The organism is Bifidobacterium aquikefiri (assembly GCF_002259795.1).
Lineage (GTDB): Bacteria > Actinomycetota > Actinomycetes > Actinomycetales > Bifidobacteriaceae > Bombiscardovia > Bombiscardovia aquikefiri.
This window is the reverse complement of sequence record NZ_MWXA01000002.1, coordinates 153,857-178,403: the sequence shown is the minus strand read 5'-3', so window position 1 is coordinate 178,403 and position 24,547 is coordinate 153,857. Positions and strand designations below refer to the sequence as shown.

21 protein-coding genes and 1 tRNA gene are annotated in these 24,547 nt (G+C 52.6%); 8 read left to right on the top strand and 14 right to left on the bottom strand.

Translation table 11 applies throughout. The features are described from left to right. Positions 1–9: 9 nt before the first annotated feature. Complete coding sequence (locus BAQU_RS01510) at positions 10–546, top strand: dihydrofolate reductase family protein (protein ID WP_094692287.1); 537 nt, start codon at positions 10–12, stop codon at positions 544–546. Positions 547–652: 106 nt separating this feature from the next. Here the strand turns inward: BAQU_RS01510 and murI are convergent, their stop codons facing one another. Beyond that, positions 653–1,453 carry a glutamate racemase gene (gene murI / locus BAQU_RS01505; protein WP_094692286.1) on the bottom strand — a complete coding sequence of 267 codons (801 nt, stop codon included), beginning with the start codon at positions 1,451–1,453 and terminating at the stop codon, positions 653–655. A gap of 85 nt (positions 1,454–1,538) precedes the next feature. After that, positions 1,539–2,963 carry an amino acid permease gene (locus BAQU_RS01500; protein ID WP_094692285.1) on the bottom strand — a complete coding sequence of 475 codons (1,425 nt, stop codon included), beginning with the start codon at positions 2,961–2,963 and terminating at the stop codon, positions 1,539–1,541. 336 nt (positions 2,964–3,299) lie between these two features. On the opposite strand from BAQU_RS01500, the gene BAQU_RS01490 reads away from it, so the two are divergent. Then, positions 3,300–4,853, top strand: coding sequence for an amino acid permease (locus BAQU_RS01490; RefSeq protein WP_094692283.1), 1,554 nt, complete (start codon positions 3,300–3,302; stop codon positions 4,851–4,853). A gap of 58 nt (positions 4,854–4,911) precedes the next feature. After that, the gene (locus tag BAQU_RS01485; RefSeq protein WP_094692282.1) at positions 4,912–5,919 is read left to right on the top strand and encodes an asparaginase; all 1,008 of its coding nucleotides are present in this window, start codon (positions 4,912–4,914) and stop codon (positions 5,917–5,919) included. Between the two features lie 240 nt (positions 5,920–6,159). On the opposite strand, the gene BAQU_RS01480 is transcribed toward BAQU_RS01485, so the two are convergent. The 4 genes from BAQU_RS01480 to BAQU_RS01465 all read right to left on the bottom strand — a co-directional run bounded on the left by BAQU_RS01480 (position 6,160) and on the right by BAQU_RS01465 (position 10,548). Beyond that, complete coding sequence (locus tag BAQU_RS01480; RefSeq protein ID WP_244568390.1) at positions 6,160–7,728, bottom strand: amino acid ABC transporter substrate-binding protein/permease; 1,569 nt, start codon at positions 7,726–7,728, stop codon at positions 6,160–6,162. Positions 7,729–7,848: 120 nt separating this feature from the next. Next, entirely contained in the window at positions 7,849–9,069 is a 1,221-nt protein-coding gene (locus BAQU_RS01475; protein ID WP_094692281.1) for an MFS transporter, read from the bottom strand. A gap of 74 nt (positions 9,070–9,143) precedes the next feature. After that, positions 9,144–10,181, bottom strand: coding sequence for a LacI family DNA-binding transcriptional regulator (locus BAQU_RS01470; RefSeq protein ID WP_094692280.1), 1,038 nt, complete (start codon positions 10,179–10,181; stop codon positions 9,144–9,146). A gap of 97 nt (positions 10,182–10,278) precedes the next feature. Then, on the bottom strand, positions 10,279–10,548 hold the full coding sequence (locus BAQU_RS01465; RefSeq protein ID WP_094692347.1) for an HPr family phosphocarrier protein: 270 nt from the start codon (positions 10,546–10,548) through the stop codon (positions 10,279–10,281). Between the two features lie 247 nt (positions 10,549–10,795). Here BAQU_RS01465 and ptsP point away from each other — a divergent pair, with 247 nt between their 5' ends. The 4 genes from ptsP to BAQU_RS01445 all read left to right on the top strand — a co-directional run bounded on the left by ptsP (position 10,796) and on the right by BAQU_RS01445 (position 14,855). Further along, positions 10,796–12,448 carry a phosphoenolpyruvate--protein phosphotransferase gene (gene ptsP, locus BAQU_RS01460; RefSeq protein ID WP_094692279.1) on the top strand — a complete coding sequence of 551 codons (1,653 nt, stop codon included), beginning with the start codon at positions 10,796–10,798 and terminating at the stop codon, positions 12,446–12,448. 46 nt (positions 12,449–12,494) lie between these two features. Then, positions 12,495–12,944 (top strand): PTS sugar transporter subunit IIA, encoded by a 450-nt coding sequence (locus BAQU_RS01455; protein ID WP_094692278.1) that lies wholly within the window; start codon positions 12,495–12,497, stop codon positions 12,942–12,944. Between the two features lie 65 nt (positions 12,945–13,009). Continuing rightward, a complete protein-coding gene (locus BAQU_RS01450; RefSeq protein WP_094692277.1) occupies positions 13,010–13,282 on the top strand; it encodes a PTS sugar transporter subunit IIB in 273 nt (90 codons plus the stop codon). A 52-nt stretch (positions 13,283–13,334) separates the two neighbouring features. Next, on the top strand, positions 13,335–14,855 hold the full coding sequence (locus tag BAQU_RS01445; RefSeq protein ID WP_094692276.1) for a PTS ascorbate transporter subunit IIC: 1,521 nt from the start codon (positions 13,335–13,337) through the stop codon (positions 14,853–14,855). Between the two features lie 109 nt (positions 14,856–14,964). Here BAQU_RS01445 and BAQU_RS01440 read toward each other — a convergent pair whose 3' ends face one another. Then, the gene (locus BAQU_RS01440) at positions 14,965–16,413 is read right to left on the bottom strand and encodes an MFS transporter (RefSeq protein ID WP_094692275.1); all 1,449 of its coding nucleotides are present in this window, start codon (positions 16,411–16,413) and stop codon (positions 14,965–14,967) included. Between the two features lie 117 nt (positions 16,414–16,530). Between BAQU_RS01440 and BAQU_RS01435 the strand changes: the two genes are divergently transcribed. Continuing rightward, on the top strand, positions 16,531–17,334 hold the full coding sequence (locus tag BAQU_RS01435; RefSeq protein WP_094692274.1) for an IclR family transcriptional regulator: 804 nt from the start codon (positions 16,531–16,533) through the stop codon (positions 17,332–17,334). A 41-nt stretch (positions 17,335–17,375) separates the two neighbouring features. Here BAQU_RS01435 and BAQU_RS01430 read toward each other — a convergent pair whose 3' ends face one another. From BAQU_RS01430 to tgt, 7 genes are all read right to left on the bottom strand, one after another. Next, entirely contained in the window at positions 17,376–18,746 is a 1,371-nt protein-coding gene (locus BAQU_RS01430) for an amidase (RefSeq protein WP_211277078.1), read from the bottom strand. A gap of 75 nt (positions 18,747–18,821) precedes the next feature. Next, complete coding sequence (locus BAQU_RS10395; protein WP_158215605.1) at positions 18,822–18,974, bottom strand: hypothetical protein; 153 nt, start codon at positions 18,972–18,974, stop codon at positions 18,822–18,824. Beyond that, positions 18,971–19,993, bottom strand: a complete 1,023-nt coding sequence (locus BAQU_RS01425; protein ID WP_094692272.1) for an ABC transporter substrate-binding protein — start codon at positions 19,991–19,993, stop codon at positions 18,971–18,973. Before BAQU_RS01425 ends, BAQU_RS10395 begins: the two co-directional genes overlap by 4 nt. A gap of 78 nt (positions 19,994–20,071) precedes the next feature. Continuing rightward, positions 20,072–20,992, bottom strand: coding sequence for an ABC transporter permease (locus tag BAQU_RS01420; RefSeq protein WP_211277077.1), 921 nt, complete (start codon positions 20,990–20,992; stop codon positions 20,072–20,074). Between the two features lie 2 nt (positions 20,993–20,994). Further along, positions 20,995–21,846, bottom strand: coding sequence for an ABC transporter ATP-binding protein (locus BAQU_RS01415; RefSeq protein WP_211277076.1), 852 nt, complete (start codon positions 21,844–21,846; stop codon positions 20,995–20,997). A 961-nt stretch (positions 21,847–22,807) separates the two neighbouring features. Next, a tRNA-Leu gene (locus BAQU_RS01410) sits at positions 22,808–22,890 on the bottom strand. Between the two features lie 79 nt (positions 22,891–22,969). After that, on the bottom strand, positions 22,970–24,268 hold the full coding sequence (tgt, locus tag BAQU_RS01405) for a tRNA guanosine(34) transglycosylase Tgt (RefSeq protein ID WP_415447710.1): 1,299 nt from the start codon (positions 24,266–24,268) through the stop codon (positions 22,970–22,972). Between the last annotated feature and the right edge of the window lie 279 nt (positions 24,269–24,547).

Below are 24,547 nucleotides of genomic sequence, written 5' to 3'. Positions count from 1 at the left end.
CGTGTATGCATGGCTACACACTTTTATACGGCCTCGAGTCTTGATGGGTATCTTGCAACGCCTGACAACTCTCTGGAATGGCTATTTAAACAGCATTTTGACATGCAGGGTCCGATGGCTTATACGGAATTCATCAAACGAATCGGGACTCTGGTCATGGGACGATCCACCTATCAATGGCTGCTCGATCATAGTGATGTCTGGGAATATGCTCAACCGACCTGGGTGTTTACCCATAAAGAGCTGAAACATCCGACTGGTGCCGATATTCGTTTCGTCCAGGGGGACATCGGTGCGATTTTTCCGAGGATTCAGAAGGCCGCTGGGGATAAAGACATCTGGATTGTCGGGGGTGGAGTTCTGGCGGTTCAATTTGCGCAGGCTGGGTTGCTCGACGAGCTTTGGGTGCAGTTTGCTCCTGTGACTTTGGGATCCGGCAAACCCCTCTTCCCGCGTGAACAGCAGTTTGAGCTTCTTGAAACCGTGAGAAATCAAGATTTCGTGTGTGCTCACTTCAAGCTTGCACATCAACGTACTATGCATTGAGTTCTTGGGATCGTGTTTTCGGTTGCTCAGCTTGCTTGAATTGCTTGAGTTGCAGCATCTCAGATAGCGTAGCCTAGTCTAGCTTAGCGTAGCGTAGCACAGTATATTAGCGGCCGAACTGGGTGGCGGATTCGATGGACGAGGTGAACAGTTCACGATAGAGGTCGGTTTCGTGGGGATTGACCGAGCTGCTGAGAAATTCAATGCTGCGATGCTCGTTACCTGTTCTCAACAGGTTTTTATCATCCAGCAGGTGCGTGAGATGACGTGTGAGCCCTTCGTACCCCGTGAAGAAGCGAGGATGCGAAGGAATGCACTCCGCAATCAGATCCTTGACGAATGGGTAATGCGTGCATCCGAGAACGATGGCATCGAACTGTGTGTCACTCGTGGTGCTGAGCAGCCTTCGCAAAAGGTCCTTGACGTCATCGAGTCGTTGTGCGCCGCATTCGATGAGTCCCGCGAGACCTGAGCACGGCAGGGTTTCGATGTGGCGCTCACCGGAGAAGAGACGCAGCTGCCTCTGGAATTTCGGCATGGCAAGTGTGAGCGGCGTCGCCATGACCAGAATGTTTTGGGCTCCGTTATCGACTGCCTCCTTGAGTGCGGGTTCGATGCCGACAATTGTCAGATCGGGGTAATGCTCAAGCAGCATCGGCTTGGATGCGCTGGTCGCCGTATTGCAAGCAATGACCATGCCCTTGATGTGGTGTGTCAGCAGCTTCTGGACTGCGTTGTTGGTCAGCCGTTGCACTTCTTCGCGTCGTTTTTCGCCATAAGGTGCGTTTCCAGAGTCGCCAAAGAAGACGAAATCCTCGTGTGGCAGCATCTTTGCAAGAACCTTGAGTGTGCTGATGCCGCCGACACCGGAATCGAAGACGCCGATTGGTGAATCTACCCTGTTCAACTTGCTGCCTCACATTCATATGGTTACGACATATCTTTACCACAACCATTTGTAGGTCATGTGCGCATCACGACGTCAACGGGGATCAGTCAGTTGGCTTATGGCCAGGTATGGCTTCCATACCTGGGGAATGTCTGTCATGGCGTGCCTGGAACGCGTAGAAGATGATGAAGATCAAGCACCAGACAATGGCACCGAAAGCCCCTGTGCGATCATCGGGCATAACGAACAGGCTTAGGAAAATCAGACCAAAGAAGGCAATGCTTACAGGACTGGTAATCGAATAGGCGGGCATGACGAAGCCGCTGGGCATGAAGTCGGCGGATCGCCGATATTTGCGGTGAGCGAGCATGGCAAGAATGTAGACCACTATATAAAGGTCACTTGAAATGCCGGTGACAATGGTGAAAGCGCCACCTACTCCTCGAAACATACTGATGAATGGCGCAAGAAGCATCAGCATTCCGGAGATGACGATACCATGCGCGGGAATGCCGTTCCTTGAAATTTGCGCAAGGAAGCCATTGAATCCATTGTTGCCCTCTGACTCTGTCGCGATCTGATAGAGATGCCTGCCAGCTGAGAATATCGAGCTGTTGAGTGCGGAAGCGGCTGCCGTGAGCACCACGGCATTGATGATCGCAGCTGCTGCTGGCAATCCAGCAAGCTGAAACACCTGAACGAACGGACTCTTGTCGGGTTGAATGCTCTTCCATGGGACGATCATCATGATGACGACGAGTGAGAATACGTAAAACAGCAGAATACGAATCAGAGTGTTGTTCACTGCCTTGCGAATGATCTTGCGAGGGGACTTTGCCTCGCCGATCGTAATGCTGATGAATTCAATGCCTTGGAATGCGAAGAACACCATGGGGAATGCTGCCGCAAAGGCCATGAAGCCTTTAGGGAATGCATGAAGATCAATGAAGAGATTCGAAACGCTTGCATGCCCAAGTGGAGTGGCTGCGTGATTGATGGTCATGACGATGCCCGTGACGATCAAGGCGATGATGGCCACAATCTTGATCATGGCAAACCAGAACTCGGTCTCTCCGAAAAGCCGCGCCGTCGAAAGGTTCAGCAGGACCAGCACTACCAGCACGCACAATTCGATAAGCCATGCAGGTACTTGGGGAAGCCAGAACTGGACGTAATTGCCAATGGCGGTAAGTTCGGCCATGGAAAGGAAGACCAGACCGAGCCAATAGGTCCACCCTGCGAACTGTCCGGTGCGACGGCCTAGATATTTTGCGATGTAGGCAACGAAGGTATGCTGCGAAGGATCGGCGTAGAGCATCTCGCCTATGCCACGCATCATGAGAAAGAAGAAGAGCCCGAGAATCAGATAGACCAACAGCACCGACGGGCCAGTCTGGCTGATTGTTGTGCCCGCACCGAGGAACAGCCCGGTACCTATCGTTCCACCGATGGCAATCATCTGAACATGTCGATTGCTGAGCGACCTGTGTGTGCCGTCCTTGTTGATAGTCGGCTGTGTTTGCGCCATTATTTCCCCTCCGCCCGGGCAGCCACGATGCAAAGACCGCCAAGACTCAAACTCTTTGACACCTTAGAGTCGCTCTGTGACATATTTCTGGGGGGTTATCTGTTCATTGCGAACTTGTCAAAGTATCATCCACAAAAATCGACCAAAATCGAGGGGTCTTGGCTCCAATATCGGGCATTTTCATGAATGATACTTTGATAAGTTCACAATGAAGCGGATGCTGCCACTTCCGCAGTTCATGAGGTGAGTATACGATTGCTCGACGTGCGATGGTTGTTGCACGTGATGGCATGGAATCATTGTATTTGTGTTTATTGGCACACATATTGGGGGATTATGGCCAGCAATAATGAGGAGTCACAAGAGGACTCCAAGCAGCGAATCGTGACTGAAGATCGAAGCGATGCCGATTATTCAAAGGACTTGAAGCCACGGCATATTCAGATGATCGCCATCGGCGGCTCGATCGGAACAGGTCTGTTCCTTGGCGCTGGTGGGCGTCTCGCGCAGGGCGGCGCTGGCCTGACCATCGCGTATGCGGTGTGCGGAATCTTCGCGTTCCTCATGGTGCGTGCGCTTGGAGAGCTGGCAATCCGTCGCCCTTCCTCTGGTGCGTTCGTGTCCTATGCTCGTGAATTCCTTGGCGAAAAGGGTGCTTACATCACCGGTTGGTTGTTCTTCCTGGACTGGTCAACAACGATCATGGCTGACATCACCGCTGTTGCAGTCTATGTTCATTATTGGAAGTCGCTGCAGTTCATTCCGCAATGGATTATCGCGCTCGCAGCTCTGGCACTTGTCTTTGTCATGAATCTCATGAGTGTGAAACTGTTCGGAGAGGCTGAATTTTGGTTCGCGGCCATCAAGGTTGCCACGATTCTCATATTTATGGTGGTGGCCATTTGGGCGATCGTATCGGGGGCTGCCGTAGGCAGCTCGCACGCAGGATTTGTCAACATCACCGACCATGGCGGCTTCTTCCCAGAGGGATTGCCGATTGTGTTCGCATTGACGCTCGGTGTGGTATTTGCCTTTGGCGGTACTGAGATGGTCGGCGTTGCCGCTGGCGAGGCAAAGAATCCTCGCAAGGTGCTGCCCAAGGCAATCAACTCAATGATTATTCGAATTTTTGTATTTTATGTCGGTTCCGTGGTTCTCATGGCGCTTGTTCTGCCGTATACCGCATACTCCAGCAACGAATCGCCGTTTGTCACTTTCTTCTCTGGCCTCGGCATACCCTATGCGGGAAGCATCATCCAGCTCGTTGTGCTGACTGCTGCGCTGTCTTCACTCAATGCCGGACTGTATGCAACTGGTCGCACACTTCGTTCGATGGCAGTGGCGGGTTCCGCTCCGAAGATTGCCAAGGTCATGAACAAGCATCACGTTCCTGCAGGTGGCATTATGATCACTTCAGCCTTGGGTCTGTTTGGTGTGCTGCTGAATGCCATATTGCCCGATGAGGCTTTCGAAATCATCATGAACCTTGCCGGCATTGGTATCGCTGGAACATGGGCGGCGATTCTGGTGACGCATCTGGTATTCCTGAGACGTGTGAAGCAGGGCAGGGAGACCAGACCTGCGTATCACATGCCTGGAGCTCCCTACACGAACTATCTGGCGCTGATCTTCTTTGCGGTTGTTGTCGTTTCGAATCTTGCCAGCACTTCTGGCCGGTGGACCCTTGCGCTATTCTGCGTGGTAGTGCTGCTGATGGTTGCTGGATGGTATTACGTGCGTGGTCGTGTGCGCGGGGATCTGCTTGATGAGATCGACCTTGGACAGGACGACGATGCCGATGAAGATGACGATGATGCCACGCCATCTCTGGCTTCGGCCAAGTCGATGATCGATGTTGCCGAGACAAAGTCGAGGCAATCCACCAAATAGACGAACAAAAACACTACGACGAGCAGTGACAAAGATTCACGAAAGGTGAGTGGTTGACATGCGCATTCATGTGACATATACGGGTGGCACCATCGGTATGGTTGAGTCCGATGAAGGTCTGGTCGTTGGCGCTGACATGCGCGGCTGGCTGTTCCGCATTCTTGCCGAGGGAAACGAGGAACGCAGCGATGAAGTCACTTTCACCGAGCTAGATCCGTTGATCGACTCCGCGAATGCGACGCCACAAAGTTGGCAACAGATAATAGATGACTTGCAGCAGCATCGTGACTCTGCGGACGCGTTCGTTGTCTTGCACGGCACCGACACGATGGGATATACCACAGCAGCGCTTTCGTACGCCTTGACTGAGTTTGGCAAGCCAGTCATATTCACCGGTGCCCAACATCCGCTTGGTCGTATCGAATCCGATGCGACTGCCAATGTGACGGGAGCATTGAACGCTGCCCTGAGCGGGCGCGCGCGTGGGGTCAACCTCTTCTTCGGCCATCATCTTTTTGCCGGCAACCGTGTGACAAAAACGTCTTCGTGGGCGTTTGAAGGTTTCGATTCGCCAATAACCGGTCCCGTGGCTCAATCTGGAACGCCGTGGCATTGGCGTGACATCAACCGTACAGGCAAGGGCTGGGTGAATCCCAAGCCGTATCAGCGCCATGATGTCGCGGTCATCGACATGGTTCCAGGAATCACCGCAACGCGATTTGCTGCAATGGCCTCGCCACAGCCCGAAGCAGTGATTATCCGTGCATACGGCGTGGGTAATGTTCCCAGCGATGAGGAGGGGTTGACCGGTGCAATTGCCGGATTGCTGGACAATCAGGTGCCCGTGGTCATCACTTCGCAGTGCGAACAGGCTGAGGTGTTGCTTGGTCGTTATGAGACTGGCGACGCGATAGCTCGAGCAGGCGCATGCAGCTCTGCCGACATGACTTTCGAAGCCGTCTATGCAAAGACGATTTTCCTGCTTTCGCAAGGGCTGAGAGGCAAGGAGCTTGCCAGTTGGATGAGCGTTCCCATCGCTGGAGAACTCACACCCGGGGTTGTCTGAGCAGAACAATAACGTGATTCCCGAGTTTTGTGGCAATTGCGGAGTAGAAACGTTGGAACTCGTTGGTACGGCACATGAAATAAGCCAAAAACGTGGGTTTCCATTCGGCAATTGCCACAAAACTCGGGAATCACGTTTCAGATTGCTTGGCTGGCATGCGCCAGCCGCCATGCATAGAGTCAAGGAGTGCCCTGCTTGCTCTGACGAGGGTGTACAAGGCGCTCCTTGACAAGCGCTGATTCAGCGGTGGTTCATCTTGCGGTCTGCCCAGTTCGCCACCAGGGTGAGCAGCGAGATCGCCACGAAATAGATCACACCAACCATGAGCAGCGTCTCGGTAACGCGGAAGTTTGCTGCATACAGCTGTTGTGCCTGATAGAGCAGATCCGCGAATCCGATGGTGAGCAGGAGCGAGGAATCCTTGATCATGATGATCAGCTGATTGATCACGGAAGGCGTCGCAATCTTGAATGCCTGGGGAAGAATGATCTCTCGCATCGTCTGACCGTAGGTCAGGCCAAGGGATTGTGCGCCTTCGGTCTGCCCTATGTTGACGGATTGGATGGCACCGCGCAGAATCTCGGTGAGATATGAACCGGAATTCAGCGAGAGTGTGAGCAGACCGGAAATCCACAGCCAATTGCTGATTGCGTGGCCGACCAGCTGCGGCACGCCAAAGTAGAAGAAGAATGCCCAGACCAACAGTGGTGTGCCGCGGAATACGGCGACATACAGCTGGGCTATGAATTGCACGATTCGATTCGGGAACACGCGCATCAGTCCGAAGACAAGCGAGAGAATCATGGCGACGATGAACGACAGCGCTGTGATGATCAAGGTGTTTCGAAGGCCGAGCAGCAGAGCGGGATATGATTGCTTCACCAACTGCCAGAAGCTTGCACGAGCAGCGGTCTTGATCTTTGCGGCTCCGGTCGAAGCGCTGCTTCCCAGATATTTGACCAGGACCTTGTCGTATTTGCCATTGTCCTTGAGATTTTGCAAGCCAACATTGAAGGCTGCCAACAGCGCCGCGTTCCTGCCCTTGTTTACGGCGAAGCCGTACGAACCTTCGGGAACTTTTTTGGTTACCGTCTTCAAGCCATTGTTCTGTGAAACGCCATAGGCCAACACCGGGTAGTCGTCGAACACAGCTGAAGCGTTGCCCGATTTGACCATCTCGTACATGGTTGCGGATTGATCGACCGACTTGACGGTAAAGCCGTATTTGCTGGCTATTGACTTTGCATAGCTTTCGCCCTCGGAGCCGGACTTTACAACAACCGTCTTGCCTTTCAAATCTTTGTATGACTTGATGGTGCTGTCATTGCCGGCGATGGCCATCTGGATTCCGGATTCAAAATAGGGGTCCGAGAAATCATAGATCTGCTTGCGCTCGTCGGTTATCGACATGCCAGCTATGACTCCATCGGCCTGATTCGAACTCAATGCCTGCAAAGCCGCATTGAAACCAAGGGATTGAATGGTTATCGTAAAGCCTTGATTCTTGGCTATCGCATTCATGAGATCCATGTCGATGCCGACCATCTTGCCACCTTCACGGAACTCAAATGGCGCAAAGGTCGTATCTGTGGCAATCGTGAAAGACTTGCCCTTTGCCTTCAACGCCTCTTTTTTGGTTGCTGTGGTGACTGTAGATGTGTTCGATGTCGACTGAGTGCCCTCGGCAGCTTGGGCGACCTGCGTGCCACCTACGAATAGTCCCATGACCATTGCGGCGGTGGCGATGATCGACACCAAGAGTTTCATCTTCTGAGATGGTCCGGCGTGCGTGTCAGTGCCTGATTGCATATGTATTCCCCCTATGCTCAGCCTGAACCGGCCAAGTATGTAATCCGAATTTCTACCTACGATAGTCGCAGGGGCATCTTTATGGCTTCTCAGTATTGGTAGACGGACATGGAACAGTGCCTATCCACGATCGAGAGGCTTTGATCCCACTTCTGGCAGGTGAATGAGTTTCATCCTTTGCAGGGCTCCGGTATGGGTCTCGTGACGTACGGAATAGACGATAAGGAGTGCAACTGCCAGGAGTGCCATGGGTATGCCGGACAAGGCGGGTGTGTGGTAGTTGCCAGAAGTGGCGGTAAGGCTCATTCCACCGATGATTGAGCCAACCGCATTGCCAAGGTTAAACGCGACCTGAACCGCTGCACCACCGATCAGTTCGCCACCGCCTTTCCCGGCATCGACCATCAGAATCTGCTGGGGAGAGGAGACGAAGAAGAGACCGAATGAAATCCAGAAGGTCAGGATCGCGGTGGTGAGTGTGGTGCCTGGAACAAGAAACGCCAGCAGCAACCCCACCGCAGATAGAATCTGCCCTATGGAGGCTGTGCCTGCATGACGCCAGTGATCGGCTATATTGCCCCCTATAAGACCTCCGATGACCATGCCGAATCCAGCCAACATCATCATCGTAGGGATTGATTCCGAAGCGTAACCGCCAACCTTGATGAGCCATGGCGAGACGTAGCTCCACCAACAGAAGATGCCTGCGTTGCCGAAGAATACCGCACCGAGAATCAGCCAAGGTGCGCGTCTGCGCAGAAAGGCAAACTGGCCGCCGATTCCGGCATCTGCGATGGCGGGCACGTCCGGCAGCCACACCAGAGAAAGCACCAAGGCGACAGCCGCCCAGGCACAGAGCGAGGCAAAGGTCATTCGCCATGTTAGATGTTCAGCGAGCAAGGTTCCGGCTGGAACCCCAAGCATATTGGCAAGCGTCTGGCCGGTGACCATCATCGAAACCGCCTTGGTCTCTTTACCGGGCTCAGCAACTGATTTTGCTATGAGGGTTGCCGTTCCAAAGAAGGCTCCATGTGGGAGCCCGGCTATGAAGCGAGAGACAATCAGCATCGGCGCGTTCACCGATAATGCAGAGAGCAGGTTGCCGACGATGATCAGTGCAATGAATATGATGATCAATCGTTTTGGAGGGATCTTGCGCCCGAAGACCAGTATCAAGGTACCTACGCAAACACCGATTGCATAGGAAGAAATGAAGTTGCCGGCAACCGGTATGCTCACCTTCATGGCATGAGCGGTCTGTGGGAGGATGCCCATCATGACGAACTCTGCCGCACCAAGCGCAAAGGCGCTCAATGCCAATGCAAAAAGACTCTTCTTCACCAGTGTCCTTTGGATAGCGTCATCATTCTTTTCGTGGCATGCTTCTCAATGATTATCATGCCGGCGACGTTCAGTTATGAGGATACAACAGTGGATTTCCTTATATTGAGCTCAGGTTCCAATTCTCGTCGTGAAGGAAGCCAGCTTTTTCGCTCACGCTCTGCAGTGACCAACATCATTGCCTGCTTGGCGATTCGATCCCACGGCAGCTGCACGGAAGTAAATGAGGGAGACTCCAACGTTCCACTCTCGCAGAGCAAGGAATCGTGCAAGACTGCAATTTTGATCTCCTCGGGAACGTTGAGTCCTGCTGCTTTACATGCCCTGAAAACGCCAACTGCGGTCAGACCATCGGAACAGATTACTGACTCAGGGTAGAAGTTGTGTTCAGACAGCATCTTCTTCATGATCCGATATCCGGAATCAACGCTTTCAGGTGTGAAGTGAATCCACTCCGTATAGGTTGAAAGTCCGGAAACGGTCATCTGCATGTGGAATGCGGTGAACAGCGTCATGCCATCGAGATCGTTCGTAGAAGACCCAATATAGGCAACGGATCTTGCCCCGGCTGTGCTCAAGTGGTCTGCAATGATCTGCATGATTGTGGTTTCACTGATTCCAACCCAGTCAAGTTTGTTGGAATAAGTCTGAGAAAGCAGCTGAACGACAGGAATTTGCCTCGCCACATTTTCAAGAAAAGGTACGATGAATTCAGTCTCGGCGGGGATGATGATGAGACCGTCGACACGATGAGAGATTCCCAGGCGAATTCGCTTCTCCTGTTCGGCTGCCGTGGACCCTATTCCGAGAATGAGTTGCTTGCCCACATGGTTCACCGCTGGTTCGATGGCCTGCACAAGAGAGGAGTACATCGAATTATTGAGTTCCGGCACAATGAGACCGATACTGTTTGTTATGGCGCTACGCAAGGCGCTTGCAGCATAGTTGACCGAATAGTTAAGCTGTTTGGCAGCTTCCCTGACACGTCTGCTCAGGTCATCGTCTTTGCGCCGACGACCTGAAAGTACGCGAGAAACCGTGGCTGTCGACACGCCGGCCAATGCTGCGACATTCGCAATTGATACATCACCGTCAAACGAATTTTGCGACATGTCACCTCACTGTTCTCGATGCTCCCACTTCAACACTCGCACCTCATAGGTTCTCAATAAGGAACAGGGACGTGCGGAGCTCGTCCAAAGTGAGATGTTACTTATTCTGCAACAAAGTCTGAACGAGTTGATCTGCCGTGTTTTCAGCGTCTTCCCCTTTGACGGTGATTTCTATGGTGTCGCCCTTTTTGATTCCAAGGCTCATGATCATCAACACGCTGGTTGCATCAACACTTGCATTATCAGGTTTCTTCGCGATGGTGACCGTACAGGCGCTACTTGCTGCTGCCTGAGAAAATGCCGATGCAGGACGTGCATGAATGCCGACTGGATCTGTTATCTCTACTGTTCGTGTTGCTGTTGACATGAATCCCCCTTGTGTGGAACGGCATTGTGCCTCTGTGCTCTGTCTGGTGACATCACGATTCATGATACCTCGGTTTGAACTTTTTCAGAAATCGATTACCATAATGATCAGTGGGTTTTACAGCCACATTGGGGTCGGTTGTAAAACAGTATTGTATCGCGAGCCCAAATCGATGAATCGCGGTAATGGCTTGGCTTACCTAAAAGCCTGACATTGGGGTAGTTGTCTCGCACAAGAAGGAGTGCGCATGAATATACAAGGAACAGGAATCGGACGTGGCGTCGCAACAGGACGTATCCTACGTGTGGCACCAGCGCTGAAAGAGCCGGAAGACGTGGCAAGGAATCCTCAGATTAGCGATGAGGATGCTGAACAGCAAGTACTCTCAGCTCTCGAAGATGTCAAGTCCCAGCTTGAAGCGAGGGCCGAGCAGGCCTCGAAGGCATCAAAGAATGATGAGATTTCGGACATTCTTGGCGCATTGGCACAAATGGCGGCAGATCCGGCACTTATTGGTGAGATTTCCAAGGTTGTGAAATCCGGTAAAACGCCGGAGCGTGCAGTTTTTGACGGCTTTGGTGAATTTGAGGCAAAGCTTGAGGCTCTCGGCGGCTATATGGCAGAAAGGGCGAAGGATCTTCATGATGTTGGGCAGCGCGTCATCGCTCTGCTCACCGGTGCAGCCATGCCAGGCATCCCCGAAGGCAAGGGACCGAGCATTCTCCTGGCTGAAGATCTCTCACCAGCGGACACGGCTTCCTTGGACTTATCTCAAGTCCTTGGAATCATTACCATCCAGGGAAGTCCGACCAGTCACACGGCCATTCTTGCACGATCCCGTGGAATCGTTGCGATTGTGGGAGCACAGAAGGCAGACTCTCTGCACGATGGCGATACAGTCATACTCAATGCCGCAAAGAATGTGATTGTTCTCGATCCAAGCGACGATGACATTGAAGAGGCGGAACATCAGAAACGGCAATCCGAGCGGGCACGTTTGCTCAGAGGCAAGCCAGGAGCGACAAAGGACGATGTTCCCGTTGCACTGCTGGCGAATGTAGGCAAGCCTGAAGACGCCAATGCCGCGCTTGAGCACGGAGCCGAGGGAGTCGGGCTGTTCCGTACCGAATTCATGTTTATCTCATCCTCGCAGTCGCCTTCTGTGGAAGATCAGACCAAGGCATACGTTGAGTTGCTCAGGCATTTCCCACATCGCAAAGTCGTTATTCGCATGTTGGATGCTGGTGCTGATAAGCCCATGGAGTTCCTTACACCAGAGAATGAGCCCAACCCTGCACTCGGCCTGCGTGGTCTGAGAACATTGCGTGCTCACCGTCAGGTGCTTGACGATCAGTTGGAGGCTCTTGCTCGTGCCAACGAACAGACCGACGCAGATCTTTGGGTCATGGCACCGATGGTGGCCGATGAGCATGAAGCTGACTTCTTCGTCAAGCTTGGCAAGGCGAAAGGCATCGAACACGTTGGTGCGATGGCAGAGGTTCCATCGATTGCGTTGATGGCAAATGAAGTGGCGAAAGTTGCCGATTTTGTCAGTATCGGCACCAACGACCTGACTCAATATACCTTGGCCGCGGATAGAACCCTGGCATCGGTCGGGGCGTATCAGACGGCTTGGCATCCAGCGGTATTGCGAGCAATCAAGTTGATTGCCGATGCTGGCAAGGAACACGATATGCCGGTTGGCGTCTGCGGTGAAGCAGCTGCAGATCCCGATCTTGCACTGGTTCTCGTCGGGCTTGGTGTGACTTCACTGTCAATGGCGCCGGTCGCTTTGGATGATGTGAGGGCGAATCTTGCGGAGCACACCTTCGAGGAGACGCAGAAGCTTGCTTCGCGTGCGCTTGCCGGTGAGTTCTATCCTCAGCGTACGGATGAGTAGTGGACACGAATAGCACCAACCTAGACATTGTTTATTGGAGGTAAACATGGCAACTGACCTTGAGGAATTCCTGCCGGATTCGGCATTCCTTATCGATAAGGAGGCACAGGATTGGAGGGATGCAATCCGCTTGGCGGGCAAGGGTTTGGCGGATTCTGGATTCACCACGGATGCCTACACGGATGAAATGATCGCAACCGTGGAAAAAATGGGGCCGTACATCGTAATCGCACCAGGGCTTGCCCTCGCCCATTCACGACCGTCAGACGCTGTATTGCACACCGGATTGAGCTGGGTGCGCCTTTCAAAGGCTGTACCTTTTGGCAATAAGGCGAATGACCCGGTGTCATTGGTGATTGGGTTGGCAGGGCGAGATGAGAATGAACATCTTCAAGTCATGTCTGCGATTGCAAGAGCATTGTCGAATCCCCAGACGAGTTCGGAGCTGCGCAAGGCTGCAACGCCGGAGGAGATCAGGGCCATTCTCAAGCGATAGGCAGGTTTCGTCTCGCCGTATCTCGAAGTTGTTAATCAGAATACCGATATTACAAAGGAAAAATTATGAACATTCTATGTGTTTGTGGAAATGGAATCGGAACATCTGTTCTTCTCAAAGTCAATGTCGAGCAGGTGGCATCGGACATGAATATGGATGTGACCGTCACGACTTCTGACGCAGGTAGTGCAAAAGGCACTGCAAACATGAATGATTTGGTGCTCACGTCGCCGCAGTTGGCGGCAGAGCTCGAAGGGGTTGACGTTCCTGTGGAGACCATTGAGAACTTCATGGATCCAGATGAAGTCAAGAAGATTTTGGAAAAATACGCCGATTGATTATTGCGCAATCGCAGAAACGATTGTGGCATCGCATATAGGAAGGTAGAAAATGGGCGTTATCGTGCAAGTCCTGAACTTCATCAGTCAGGAGATACTCAATGTCCCGGCTTATCTGATCGGCATCGTTGCCGTGGTTGGGCTGATAGCTTTGAAGAGAAGCGCAGGTCAGGTTATTTCTGGCGGTCTCAAGGCCGCCATGGGCTATCTGATTCTTGGAGCCGGAGCAACGGTCGTCACTGCGGCCTTGGCTCCATTCGGTGAATTGGTGTTGAAGTCAACTGGTGCACATGGTGTTGTACCGACTAATGAAGTCATCACTGCTCAGGCCTCGAACCAATATGGTGCAACGTCTGCATACATCATTGTGCTCAGCTTTGTGGTGATGCTTATCCTGGCAAGATTCACGCCACTGAAATACGTGTTCCTTACCGGCCACCATATGGTGTTCATGTCCACATTGCTCGCGGTTGTGCTTTCCGTGGGCTTGGGTTCACAGAATCAACTGCTGGTCATTCTTGTCGGCTCCGCCTTGATGGGAGTGCTCATGGTGGTGCTGCCTTCGTTCGCACAGCCATTCATGAACCGCATCACTGGTAACGACAAGCTCGCCATTGGGCATTTCAATACCTTGGGATACATCATTTCCGGTGCTGTCGGCACGCAGGTCGGCAAAAAGTCAAAGTCCACCGAAGATATCAACTTCCCGAAGGGCTTGAATTTCCTTCGTGATTCGATGGTCTCGACGACCTTGCTCATGGTCATCCTGTATTTCGTATTCTCGATCTGGGGCGCGATAGTGCTTCCTGCAAAGACTGCGTTTGCGATCTTTGCCTCCGGTCCCAAGGATTATGGCGCATTCTTCATGGCTGCCTTCGCTCAAGCCCTTCAGTTCGGCATCGGTGTGAGCATCATTCTCTATGGTGTTCGCATCATTCTTGGCGAGCTTGTTCCAGCGTTCCAGGGTATTGCAAAGAAGGTTGTTCCTGGAGCAAAGCCAGCACTTGATATTCCTATCGTCTTCCCCTTCGGTGCCAATGCTTCGCTTATCGGTTTCCTGTCATCATTTGCGGGAGGTCTTGTCGCCCTTGTCATCATCGCCGTATGGCTTGGGCCGGCCTGGGGTGTCGCTCTGATCCTTCCTGGAATGGTTCCTCATTTCTTCGATGGTGGTGGTGCAGGCGTGTTCGGCAATGCAACAGGTGGAAGAACCGGGTCGGTTGTTGGCGGTTTCATCAACGGCATGCTCATTACCTTCCTGCCAGCGGCATTGATGACAGTTATGGGAAGCTTCGGCATTGCGAACTCCACCTTCGGCGATGCAGACTTTGGGTGGTTTGGTACGATCGTCGGCAACATCGCCCACTTGGGTCCGATGGGTGGCGCAATTGGTCTCATCATCTTCGCGCTGATTCTGTTTGCGGGTGCCTGGATTTGGCAGGTACGTGTTGTCAACGCTGGATGGCTTCCAGCCAAGGAACATGCTGACTTCATTCAAAGTGTGAAGGATGCGGAAAAGGCAGAGAAGGAAGCCAAGAGGAACGCGAAGAAGGCTGCGGCCGCACAGGCATGAGTAACTCCTAGATACAAGGTCTGCTGCCCGGCAATGATGGTGCCTGTGTGTGATTTGATTTCGATCACATGCAGACACCATCATTGCCATTCAAGGACTCTCAATGTTCTCAACGCTTCTTGGATACCGAGCTGTGTCGCGATTCCTGCAAATGATGGTGCAGAAGATCAAGCATGCATACGATGATGCAGACCGCGACGATTGCAATCATCAGCAGATCGCCGCCTGAGACTGTGGAGTTGATTTGCAATATGTGGAACACCAGGGGCGTGGAAATCGCGGCACCAATGAATTGAGAGGTGCGGAACATGCCGGTGGCCTGTCCAAGCTGCTGAGGTCTGACAGTACGATTCAACTCAAGTTGATTGCCCATGTTATTGAACCCGGAGGGCGTGCCCAGCAGAAAAGTTGCAAAAAGGATCAGCGGATGCATCCCAAAATGGAAAAGAAGCATTGACATCAAAGCGCTGCCACCGAGCAACAGGCTACCTATTCTGCGTAACTGTGGTGGGGTGAATGATGTGAGTCTTGAAGAGGCAAGTCTTGTGGTGATCACTCCGGCAAGAAAATTTGGAAAAAGCAGCAATCCTGCCTGAGCCGCATTCAGGCCCTGCCTGGATTCGAGCCACTGGGGAATGCCATAGAAGACGATGTAGAATGCGATGTTGACGAGGATGGTTCTCACATAGACATAGGTCACCGTCGGGTGTGACGATATGAACGCGAAGTCAATGAACGGCCTGGGAGCTCGTCTTTCCTGGCAATAGAAGAGCGCGAAGCATATTGAAGATACGCATAGGCCCAGAATTGCAAGGGGAGTGGAGCTACCCAGCAGCGCATAGATGAGCGCTATCAGCGCAACACAGAAGAGCGCGATGCCACAAGGGTCAATGCTTGGAAACATGCCATGCCTGCGTGCTGTACGCGTGCTGGTTGATGCATCGCTGACATCAAAATCTTTCGCAGAGGTCGATGGCACCTTTCGAGACCATAGATAAGCGTTGACGATCAGGGGAATGTTAATCCAGAATATCCAATGCCACCCGAATGCGACGATAACGATACCGCCGATCAGAGGACCAATCGCCGCCGATACCTGCCCCAACAGAGAGATCACCCCGACGGCGGCCGAGGAGCTTGTGTGCCTCGTCTTCGCAAGATGTATGACCATGGCGATCGCAGCCGGAGACTGTGCGGATGTGCCAAGCCCCAGCAGGGCACGCGCGAGAATAAGGATCCAGATGTTTGGTGAGAGGGGGCCGAGAATGCTGGCCATGAGCGTAATGGCCAGGCCAATGTCATAGATGCGTTTGGCGCCGAACAGGTCTGAAAGATGCCCAAATGTGGGAGAACCGACCGCTGCTGTAAAATACAACGCGCTCACGAGCCAAGGCATGGCCGACGCGTCAGGGAAGCTGAGGCTGATGGATCCGATTGCGACAGCGATCATCGATGAATTCAAGCCCTGAAGCAGCGTTCCTAGTCCGAGCCGCCAGCTTGCATTGTCAGGGTCCAGAGCATCTCCCTGAGAGACTGAGCCGGTTCGCTGAGTGGTCATGTGCACTCTCCTGAAATCATTGATGGTTACTGATACATTGGGGATGTTGATTGTTTGCCCTGCGATAGATTAGGTGCGTAAGGCGATCGGCACCTGTAGGTTCCGATGTGAAGGCCAATGGCGGAGGTCACGGTAATGAAACCATCCGACGAGGGGACAAGTTCCACCACGGAACGTGTGATTCGAACATATTTGGCTCTTGTGTCAGGAAGCAGCGAAGTGGGTATAACGGATCTCGCTACGGCCACAGGCATGAGCAAGGCAGTCGTTCACCGCATCATCGGGCACTTCGTGGATTACGGTCTTGCGGCGCGCAATCCGGTCACGCGAAGGTATTCTCTTGGTCCAAAATCCTTCGCACTCGCAGAGGCAGTGCGGCCGAAACAGGTTCTCAGCACTTGTGCTCGACCATTCATGGAGTATCTGTACGAGCTGACTGGAGAAACGATCACCTTGACTCAGCGAGTCAATTTCCATCATCTGTATGTCTCTCAGATTGAAAGCCCGCACGAGATACACATTTCCGTCGCACTCGGCACTGATGTGCCGCTTACCGTGGGATCCTGCGGCCTGTGCCAGCTGGCTTTCCTCGATCAGGAAACGATTGACCTGATTCTCAGGATTCCGAGAAAGAAATACACGGATGCGACTGTCACGGATGATGCGACGATCCGTGCACGACTCGATGACATCAGAAGGGATGGGTATTCCGTCACATCGGGGGAACGCGTGTCTTTATGCACTTCCATTGCAACGCCAATCCTTGCGGGTAATCACAATCCAATCGGATCCTTGGGGGTGGCATGCTTGGATTCACGATTTCCCTTGATCGATCGGCAGATGCTGATTCAAGAGACGAAAAGGGCTGCCTCTCAGATTGGAAAGAAGGTTCTTGCCGCTTCCCACCCAACGTTGCCATGATGCTGAGCATGTGAAGATATCTGTTGCTCATGGTTTGGATTTCATGGCCTTTCGAGATGGAATTCGGTTATTCCCTGATATGCTTTCGCAAAGCTGAAGGCCAGATCCTCACGATGAGCGGGTGCCATGATCTGCATGCCGATTGGCAGTCCCTCAGCATCACGACCAATGGGAACGCTCATCGCCGGGATGCCTGACATGCTGGGGATCGCTGTGTATCTCATGTTTCCTGACAAAGCGCTCACGCTTTTGCCATTTTCTATTTCCACCGCGGTGCTGCCTATCCTCGGGGCTGTGAACGGCAGGGTTGGAGTCAGGACAACATCCACTGTCTTGAACATTTCGGCAACGAGCTTGCGGAAGTGCTCTCGGAAACGTTGCGCCTGAACGTACTCGACACCCGTTATCGCACAGCCTGCGAGCAGTCTGGAAAGGACATCCTTCCCATAGTCGTCCGCGCGTTCCTTGATGAGTCTGTAGTGGACCGCACTGGGCTCGACGGCATCGACGACCAGTTGCGCATCAACGACTTCATCAAGTCCCTGCAGACGAACCGGGACGATTGTCGCGCCTTTGCTCTCGCACAGACCGAGCATCGTCTTGAATGCATTGCGGACATCAGGTTGAAGCCCCTCAAGCGAGTAATCTTCGATGATTCCTATTCGTAGCCTGGACAGATCGGCAGGAGCAGTCGGCGTGAGCGTTTCTGATCTTCCACTCATAATCGAGAACATGAGTTCCACATCTTCCGCATTCGAGCAGAGAGGCCCAACCGTATCCATGCTCCAGGCAACGGGGAATATACCATCGATGCTGGTGTCTCCCAATGTCGGTCGTATGCCACAGACGCCATCCATGGCCGATGGCAGGCGGATCGAGCCTCCGGTATCAGTGCCAAGCGCCGAACAGACCATGCGCTTGGCAACGGCGATGCCTGATCCTCCAGAGCTTCCCGCGGGAATGCGCTCCTTATTCCAAGGGTTTCGCGCAACTCCATAGTGTGGATTGGAAGTCGTTCCTCCCCACGCGAACTCATGAAGGTTCGTCTTGCCTACAATGATTGCGCCAGCAGCCTTGAGGCGCTTGACGACGGTCGCATCCTCAGCGGCCTTATGGTCGCGAAAGATGCTTGATCCGTACGTTGTCGATCCATACGCATAATCGATGTTGTCCTTTATTGCGATGGGCATGCCATGCAGAGGGCCCAGATCGTAACCGTTGACGAGGAGGGATTGGTATGCGACCGCCGCATTCGTTGCCTCCTGGTCAAAAACGCTGATGAAGGCCTTGAGGTCTTCCCCTTGTCTGATTGATGACAGCGACTCGGATATGAGATCCTGAACTGTTATTTCTCCGACGCGCAGGAGCATGCCAAGCTGCCGAATGGTGTTGGTCCCAAGATATTCACCCACTGTTGTTCCTTTCAATTGGATTTGTAAGAGACGAGATGGCATCGACCGACGATCGTGCGGTCGATGCCATGCTGATCATCTGGGGTGAGGAACAACAATCATGCCGTCCTTGTAGTCGACCATGTCCGCAACTGCGTCGGCGAGATTTTCCGCCCGCTTTTTCCATGCGGCAGACACGTCGCTTGAATCCTCGTTTGACTCGTTCAATCGGTCCTGCGGGCTGCTCATGATTTCTCGGCCGCCTTCGCAAATGATGGGTCGACATTCGTGGCGTAGCTGGTGTTCTTGGTGTTCAGCCCGTCGACGTTTTTGATGAAGGCTTGGATGGTCATTGCATTCTTCCATGATGCTTCACTGACGAGTGCGTGTTCGGGATAGGATTTCATCTCGATCGAGTGCGTCACCGCATGCTTGACGATGCTTGCATCCATGTCGGGAAATTCGCTCTGGCCGATGCTGACCGCTTCGGCAGGGTGAGCGTAGATGTACTGGCAGGCTTTCTCGAATGCATTGACGACTGCCTGGGTCTCCTTCTTGTGGGATTGGGTATATTTTTTCGTGGTCGTCAACGATGAGAACGCGTATGGAGACCATCCCGAATCCTCTGGGAATGAATATACCTCGTGCAATCCCTGCTCCATCGTTGCCTTGCTGGCATTCGGCTCGGCGACCATGGCATAGTCGGCCTGACCTGCTGCGACAGCCGCAAGCTCGTTGCCTATCGAGACGTTGACCAACTGCACGTTTTTGAGATTGTTCTCCTTGATCAGATAGGTCATGAATGCCCATGTGGAATCAGGTTCGGGACTCACGATAACCTTCTTGCCTTCGAGCGCTTTCAAATTGTTCACTACCGAGGTGCTGCTTTTCCCGACAAGGTACTCTGCGGGTGCGTTCATTACAGCGGACACGATAACGCCGTCGCCGCCACTCATATGTGACTTGGGGGAAAATACCGGATCCTGTATGGAGAAGTCTGCAGAACCCCCAAGGACGGCAGAGAATGCCGCCGAGCCGCTTCCGCCGGTGTCAAGTTTGATATCGATGCCCTCTGCCTTGAAATATCCCTTGTCTTGTGCCACATAGAGGGGCAGGTACGATAACGTCTTGACCGCTTGATTGATTGTTACGGTAGTCAATCCACTTTCGGATGACGAGGATGATCCTGAGCCGGTCGCACCACACCCAGACACTGCCAGCACAGCTGCGGCAATGAATGAGACAGTGCTGATTTTCCAATTCTTCATTTCTTTCTTTCCTTTCATTGTCCTATCGGTGAAGATAAGAGCGAGGGATGGGCAGGCAACATGCCCGGTCTGAGTGGTCTAAGCCAAATGGCGCTTCCTGAGAATGCCATTGATTGCGCCTAGAACGAGATTGAATGCGAGCACGAGAAGCATGACGAGCACCACGCCGGCCAGAACCTCGCCGATTTCAAAGCTTGCTCCGGCAACCACGATCATGTGCCCAATGCCGGCATTCGAGGAGATGAATTCTCCGACGATGGCACCAATCAGGGCAAAGCCGACATTCAGTTTCAAGCTCACCATCAGCCAAGGCATAGATGCGGGAACGATGAGCTTGGTGAACATTTGCAATCGTGAGGCTCTGAAGGATCTGAAGAGTTCAATCTGGTCATTGTCAACCTTTTCTGTTCCTTCATATGACTGAATCAATGCGACGACGATGCAGGAGAATGCTGCGACCACAACTTTTGAGATGAAGCCGGTGCCAAACCAGATAATGAGCATCGGAGCGACTGCAAGGACTGGGATCGATCCAATGGCTGCGATGAATGGCATGGACACATCTGCTATGAATTTTGAGAACCACAGCAGCAGTCCCAGGACCGATCCGCCGATTGCTCCGATGAGATATCCCACAAGGGTCTCGTTCAGAGTGACTTGCACATTGTCCATAAGAGTGCCACGGCGGAACTGGTTGATCAGAATCTGAACAACGGCGCTGGGTGAGGAAAACAGAAACTTGTTGATGATGCCATGGTTGGCTCCCAGTTCCCATCCGCCTATGAACACAACCAGTATCGCCACCTGCAGTGAGGTGATTCCAACTGATTGGCGGGTGCCTGTTTTACCTTTTCTTCGGACTGCTGTTTTTCCTTTGGCTTTCTGCATTGTCTTGCTTTTTTCAGATGAAGAGACTTGCGAGTCTTTGTTGGGCAACACCGATTCGGCCAGCTTTGCGGTTGCACTCGATGGTTCGAACTTTTCGGTCATCGTTGTCATTCCTACCTTTTCTCCTGCCTGATGCCGCTCTCGACGGTTTTCCAGATGCGTTCGTAATATTCGTTGAATTCAGGGGCAAGACGGCGCTCGTTGATTTTGTTCGAATTGCAACTCAGATGGATCTGCATCTCGTCCACAATCTCTCCAGGATGGGCTTTCAGGATGTAAATTCTGTCCGAGAGGGTGACTGCCTCTTCGATGTCATGCGTGACGAACACAACCGTTTGCCCTGAATCCTTCACCCGGTCGAGCAACTCGCTTTCCAACTCGATCTTGAGGGGATAATCAAGGGCCTTGTATGCCTCATCCATGAGAATTATTTCTGGGTTCATGAGCATTGCTCTCATCAATGCGGCACGTTGTCTCATGCCGCCGGATAGTTGGTCTGGATAGCTGTCCTCGTATCCGTGAAGGTGGTAGGCGTGAAAGAGCTCCGTGATCTGTTGAGCGTCGATGTGTCTGTTGTGCGAAAGTTCGGGCCCAAGAGTGACGTTCTTTCTGATGGTTCTCCATGGCAGAAGGAGGTCCTTCTGAAGGACGTACCCGATTTTGTCAGAGGGAGAGCCTGTGTTTTCCTTGTAATCGACGATGACGCTTCCGCTGCTCGGTGCCAGCAGTCCTGCAACTATGTTGAACAGCGTGCTTTTCCCGCATCCAGAAGGTCCCACAAATGTGACGAATTCCCCTTTATCTGCATGGAATGAGATGTCGCGCAGCACCTCAGCATCATTTCCGGGATATGTCATGCTGACTGAGAGAATCTCCAGTGCTGTTTTGCTGTGCTCTTTCAATGCGGCTGAATGAACTCCTGATGGTTGCGAAGGATTCGTTTCAGTGGTGGATGTATTCGTCATGCAGTCCCCCAAATAAGTTGACGGATATTTCATTTAACGGAATATTGTTTGTGATTGATAGTATGAATTCACTGCATAAACATCGAATTACCTAACTATGACAACGATGTTACGAAGTAACGGATGTATCAACTAGTTCCACTGAACGGAACATAAATATAGAATAATTTTGCGATACCGAGTCATGTTGTTGGGGGTTATAGGCTCAGAGGTGTGGGTTTATGCCTTCGCTGGTGTGCTGGCGTGTGATTCGTTCCAGTCGATGTCATGCTTCTTCTCCGGTCACTCGGAGCGAGCGCAGCGAGTCGGTCGTATGAACTTGTCAAAGCTGTATGCACCATCGTCAGAGTCGGCCGTATGAACGACAAAGCTGTATGTTCCATCGTCATTCCGAGCGAGCGTAGCGAGTCGGCCGTATGAACGACAACACCCTTGTCATTCCGAGCGAGCGTAGCGAGTCGAGGGATCTTGGCTGTTGATGCTCGCAAGGGTGAGATCTCTCGACTCGCTGCGCTCGCTCGAGATGACATTCAGTCGGAGTGACGAGGCAAGTGGATTCGGTCGGAGTGACGAGGCAAGTGGATTCGGTTGGGGTGACAAGAGAGGTGGGGATGACAAGAGAGGTGGGGATGGCGGGCATCGGCATTGGGTTGTTCCTGCTCTCGTGGTTCTGTTGCGATGCATGATGGTGCCGCAATGCGGGCACAGGGTTGCGTTCATGCACCTCAAGTCAAACAGAATTATCAACCAGCCCAAACCCCAGTCGGAAGAACGTCTCACGGCCTGTTTCACACACACGTTCATGCCGTGCCGTTATCGCAGTGGAAAAATTATAAAACAGGAGCAACACCCACTCCCACAAGGGCTAGGAAACGATTTCCCACACACTTTTGTGCCTATGGTCCGAAAAGTCAAAACCATCGAAGCGTTGAATATCAACGGTTCGATGGTTTTCCATTCGTGCGCGCGGGGGGAGTTGAACCCCCACGACCTTGCGATCACTGGCACCTGAAGCCAGCGCGTCTACCATTCCGCCACGCGCGCAGACAACGCTCAAATCTAGCACCTACCGGCAACAAACTGCAACTATTTCAACTCGTGTCGTCAGGTTGCGTACAAAACGTCAGCCTCGTGAGCCGTTTTCATAGAAGCGAGTGACGGTTTCCTGCCTGAATTCATCAAAGTAACCACCCTCGATCGACTTGCGGATATCGGCAAGCAGTGTGATGAAGAAGTGCTCGTTATGAATCGTGGCAAGCGTATATCCGTTCATTTCGCGTGCCCGAAGCAGATGGTCGATATAGGCGCGGCTGTAGTTGCGGCACGCATAGCAGTCGCAGCCATCTTCGATTGGCCTGAAGTCATGTTTGAACTGCGCCCGTTTGATGTTCCATCGACCGTGATGCGTGAACACTGCGCCATTTCGTGCACAGCGTGCGGGTGCGACGCAGTCGAAGGTGTCGCCTCCGTTCTCTACTGCGCTGAATATATCGTCCACTGATGCGATGCCAAGGACATGACGTGGTCTACTCTCGGGCATCGCATCGCAGATCCACGCACAGGTCTGACCAAGCAGACGCTTTTCGATGGCGCCACCGATGCCTACTCCGTCAAAATCCAGCGAGGCTATCTGAGATGCTGCAAGTCGTCGCAGATCCTCATAGTTTGCGCCCTGAACAACGCCGAACAATGCCTGATATGGCTTGCCAAGGCGCTCTTCAGTAAGTCGTTGATGCTCTGCGACACAGCGCTTTGCCCAACGGAATGTTCTCTCCACTGATTGCTCCTGATATCTGCGAGTATTCATCAGGGTTGTGAGCTCGTCAAAGGAGAACATCATGTCGGCACCAATGTTGTGCTGAATTCTCATCGAAATTTCGGCTGAAAAGCGCTTCTTCTCACCGTTCAGAGGGGACTTGAAGGTAACCCCATCCTCATCGACAAAAGCCAGGCGTTCCTTGCCCTTTGCAATGATGTCGTCGGATTTCATGCCTTCGACATCCATGGCGAGAGTCTTCTTGAATCCGGCGCCCAATGAGAGTACCTGAAAGCCGCCGGAGTCGGTGTACGTTGGCCCGTCCCAGTTCATGAACGTGCTCAAGCCCCCAGCTTCATTCAGAACTTCGTCGCCAGGCCGTTCAAACAGGTGAAAGGCGTTGGAAAGCAGACATTGCGCGCCGAGTTCCTTCATCGCTTCCGGCAGCACCGCCTTCATGGCTCCCTGAGTGGCAACTGGTATGAAGGTCGGCGTCTGTATGTCTCCGTGCGGCGTGTGGATTATTCCCGTACGGCCATAGCGCGCACCATCCTTGCCAAATCCATCGGACCGGCTCTCCAGCCGCTTCTGTGTCTCAAAGCTGAAGGCGGAACGATCCCCGGGCTTTCCCTCTACTGCTCCCAATGGTTTTCTCATTTTCGTCATGAGCCCAACCATATCCTTAAGCATCGGCCAAGCGCCAAGGCTCTTGAAAGATACATGGCCATTCCAACAGCTTCAGCAGCATCGAAGGCTTCAGTGAATGAGATGAAGGGTCCCAGATTTTTCAGAGAATTCCGTCATTGGCGAACTATCTCGAAACATCGAAAACAATGAGATGGAGGCATATCAAGGGAATTCCCCGAATTTTCTATATTTTAGGGGAGAATTCGCTAACATCTTCCAAAGAACATTCAGATAACTTTCAGGCAAGCTATCTTAACT

What these genes read in the sequence shown, in the direction of transcription:
- BAQU_RS01480 (WP_244568390.1), bottom strand. Translation starts at nt 7,728, where the DNA reads ATGCAATCAGGCACTGACACGCACGCCGGACCATCTCAGAAGATGAAA.
- BAQU_RS01500 (WP_094692285.1), bottom strand. Translation starts at nt 2,963, where the DNA reads ATGGCGCAAACACAGCCGACTATCAACAAGGACGGCACACACAGGTCG.
- ptsP (WP_094692279.1), top strand. Translation starts at nt 10,796, where the DNA reads ATGAATATACAAGGAACAGGAATCGGACGTGGCGTCGCAACAGGACGT.
- BAQU_RS01455 (WP_094692278.1), top strand. Translation starts at nt 12,495, where the DNA reads ATGGCAACTGACCTTGAGGAATTCCTGCCGGATTCGGCATTCCTTATC.
- tgt (WP_415447710.1), bottom strand. Translation starts at nt 24,268, where the DNA reads ATGACGAAAATGAGAAAACCATTGGGAGCAGTAGAGGGAAAGCCCGGG.
- BAQU_RS01415 (WP_211277076.1), bottom strand. Translation starts at nt 21,846, where the DNA reads ATGACGAATACATCCACCACTGAAACGAATCCTTCGCAACCATCAGGA.
- BAQU_RS10395 (WP_158215605.1), bottom strand. Translation starts at nt 18,974, where the DNA reads ATGAGCAGCCCGCAGGACCGATTGAACGAGTCAAACGAGGATTCAAGC.
- BAQU_RS01470 (WP_094692280.1), bottom strand. Translation starts at nt 10,181, where the DNA reads ATGTCGCAAAATTCGTTTGACGGTGATGTATCAATTGCGAATGTCGCA.
- BAQU_RS01510 (WP_094692287.1), top strand. Translation starts at nt 10, where the DNA reads ATGGCTACACACTTTTATACGGCCTCGAGTCTTGATGGGTATCTTGCA.
- BAQU_RS01465 (WP_094692347.1), bottom strand. Translation starts at nt 10,548, where the DNA reads ATGTCAACAGCAACACGAACAGTAGAGATAACAGATCCAGTCGGCATT.
- BAQU_RS01490 (WP_094692283.1), top strand. Translation starts at nt 3,300, where the DNA reads ATGGCCAGCAATAATGAGGAGTCACAAGAGGACTCCAAGCAGCGAATC.
- BAQU_RS01450 (WP_094692277.1), top strand. Translation starts at nt 13,010, where the DNA reads ATGAACATTCTATGTGTTTGTGGAAATGGAATCGGAACATCTGTTCTT.
- BAQU_RS01420 (WP_211277077.1), bottom strand. Translation starts at nt 20,992, where the DNA reads ATGACAACGATGACCGAAAAGTTCGAACCATCGAGTGCAACCGCAAAG.
- BAQU_RS01445 (WP_094692276.1), top strand. Translation starts at nt 13,335, where the DNA reads ATGGGCGTTATCGTGCAAGTCCTGAACTTCATCAGTCAGGAGATACTC.
- BAQU_RS01440 (WP_094692275.1), bottom strand. Translation starts at nt 16,413, where the DNA reads ATGACCACTCAGCGAACCGGCTCAGTCTCTCAGGGAGATGCTCTGGAC.
- BAQU_RS01485 (WP_094692282.1), top strand. Translation starts at nt 4,912, where the DNA reads ATGCGCATTCATGTGACATATACGGGTGGCACCATCGGTATGGTTGAG.
- BAQU_RS01425 (WP_094692272.1), bottom strand. Translation starts at nt 19,993, where the DNA reads ATGAAGAATTGGAAAATCAGCACTGTCTCATTCATTGCCGCAGCTGTG.
- BAQU_RS01435 (WP_094692274.1), top strand. Translation starts at nt 16,531, where the DNA reads ATGGCGGAGGTCACGGTAATGAAACCATCCGACGAGGGGACAAGTTCC.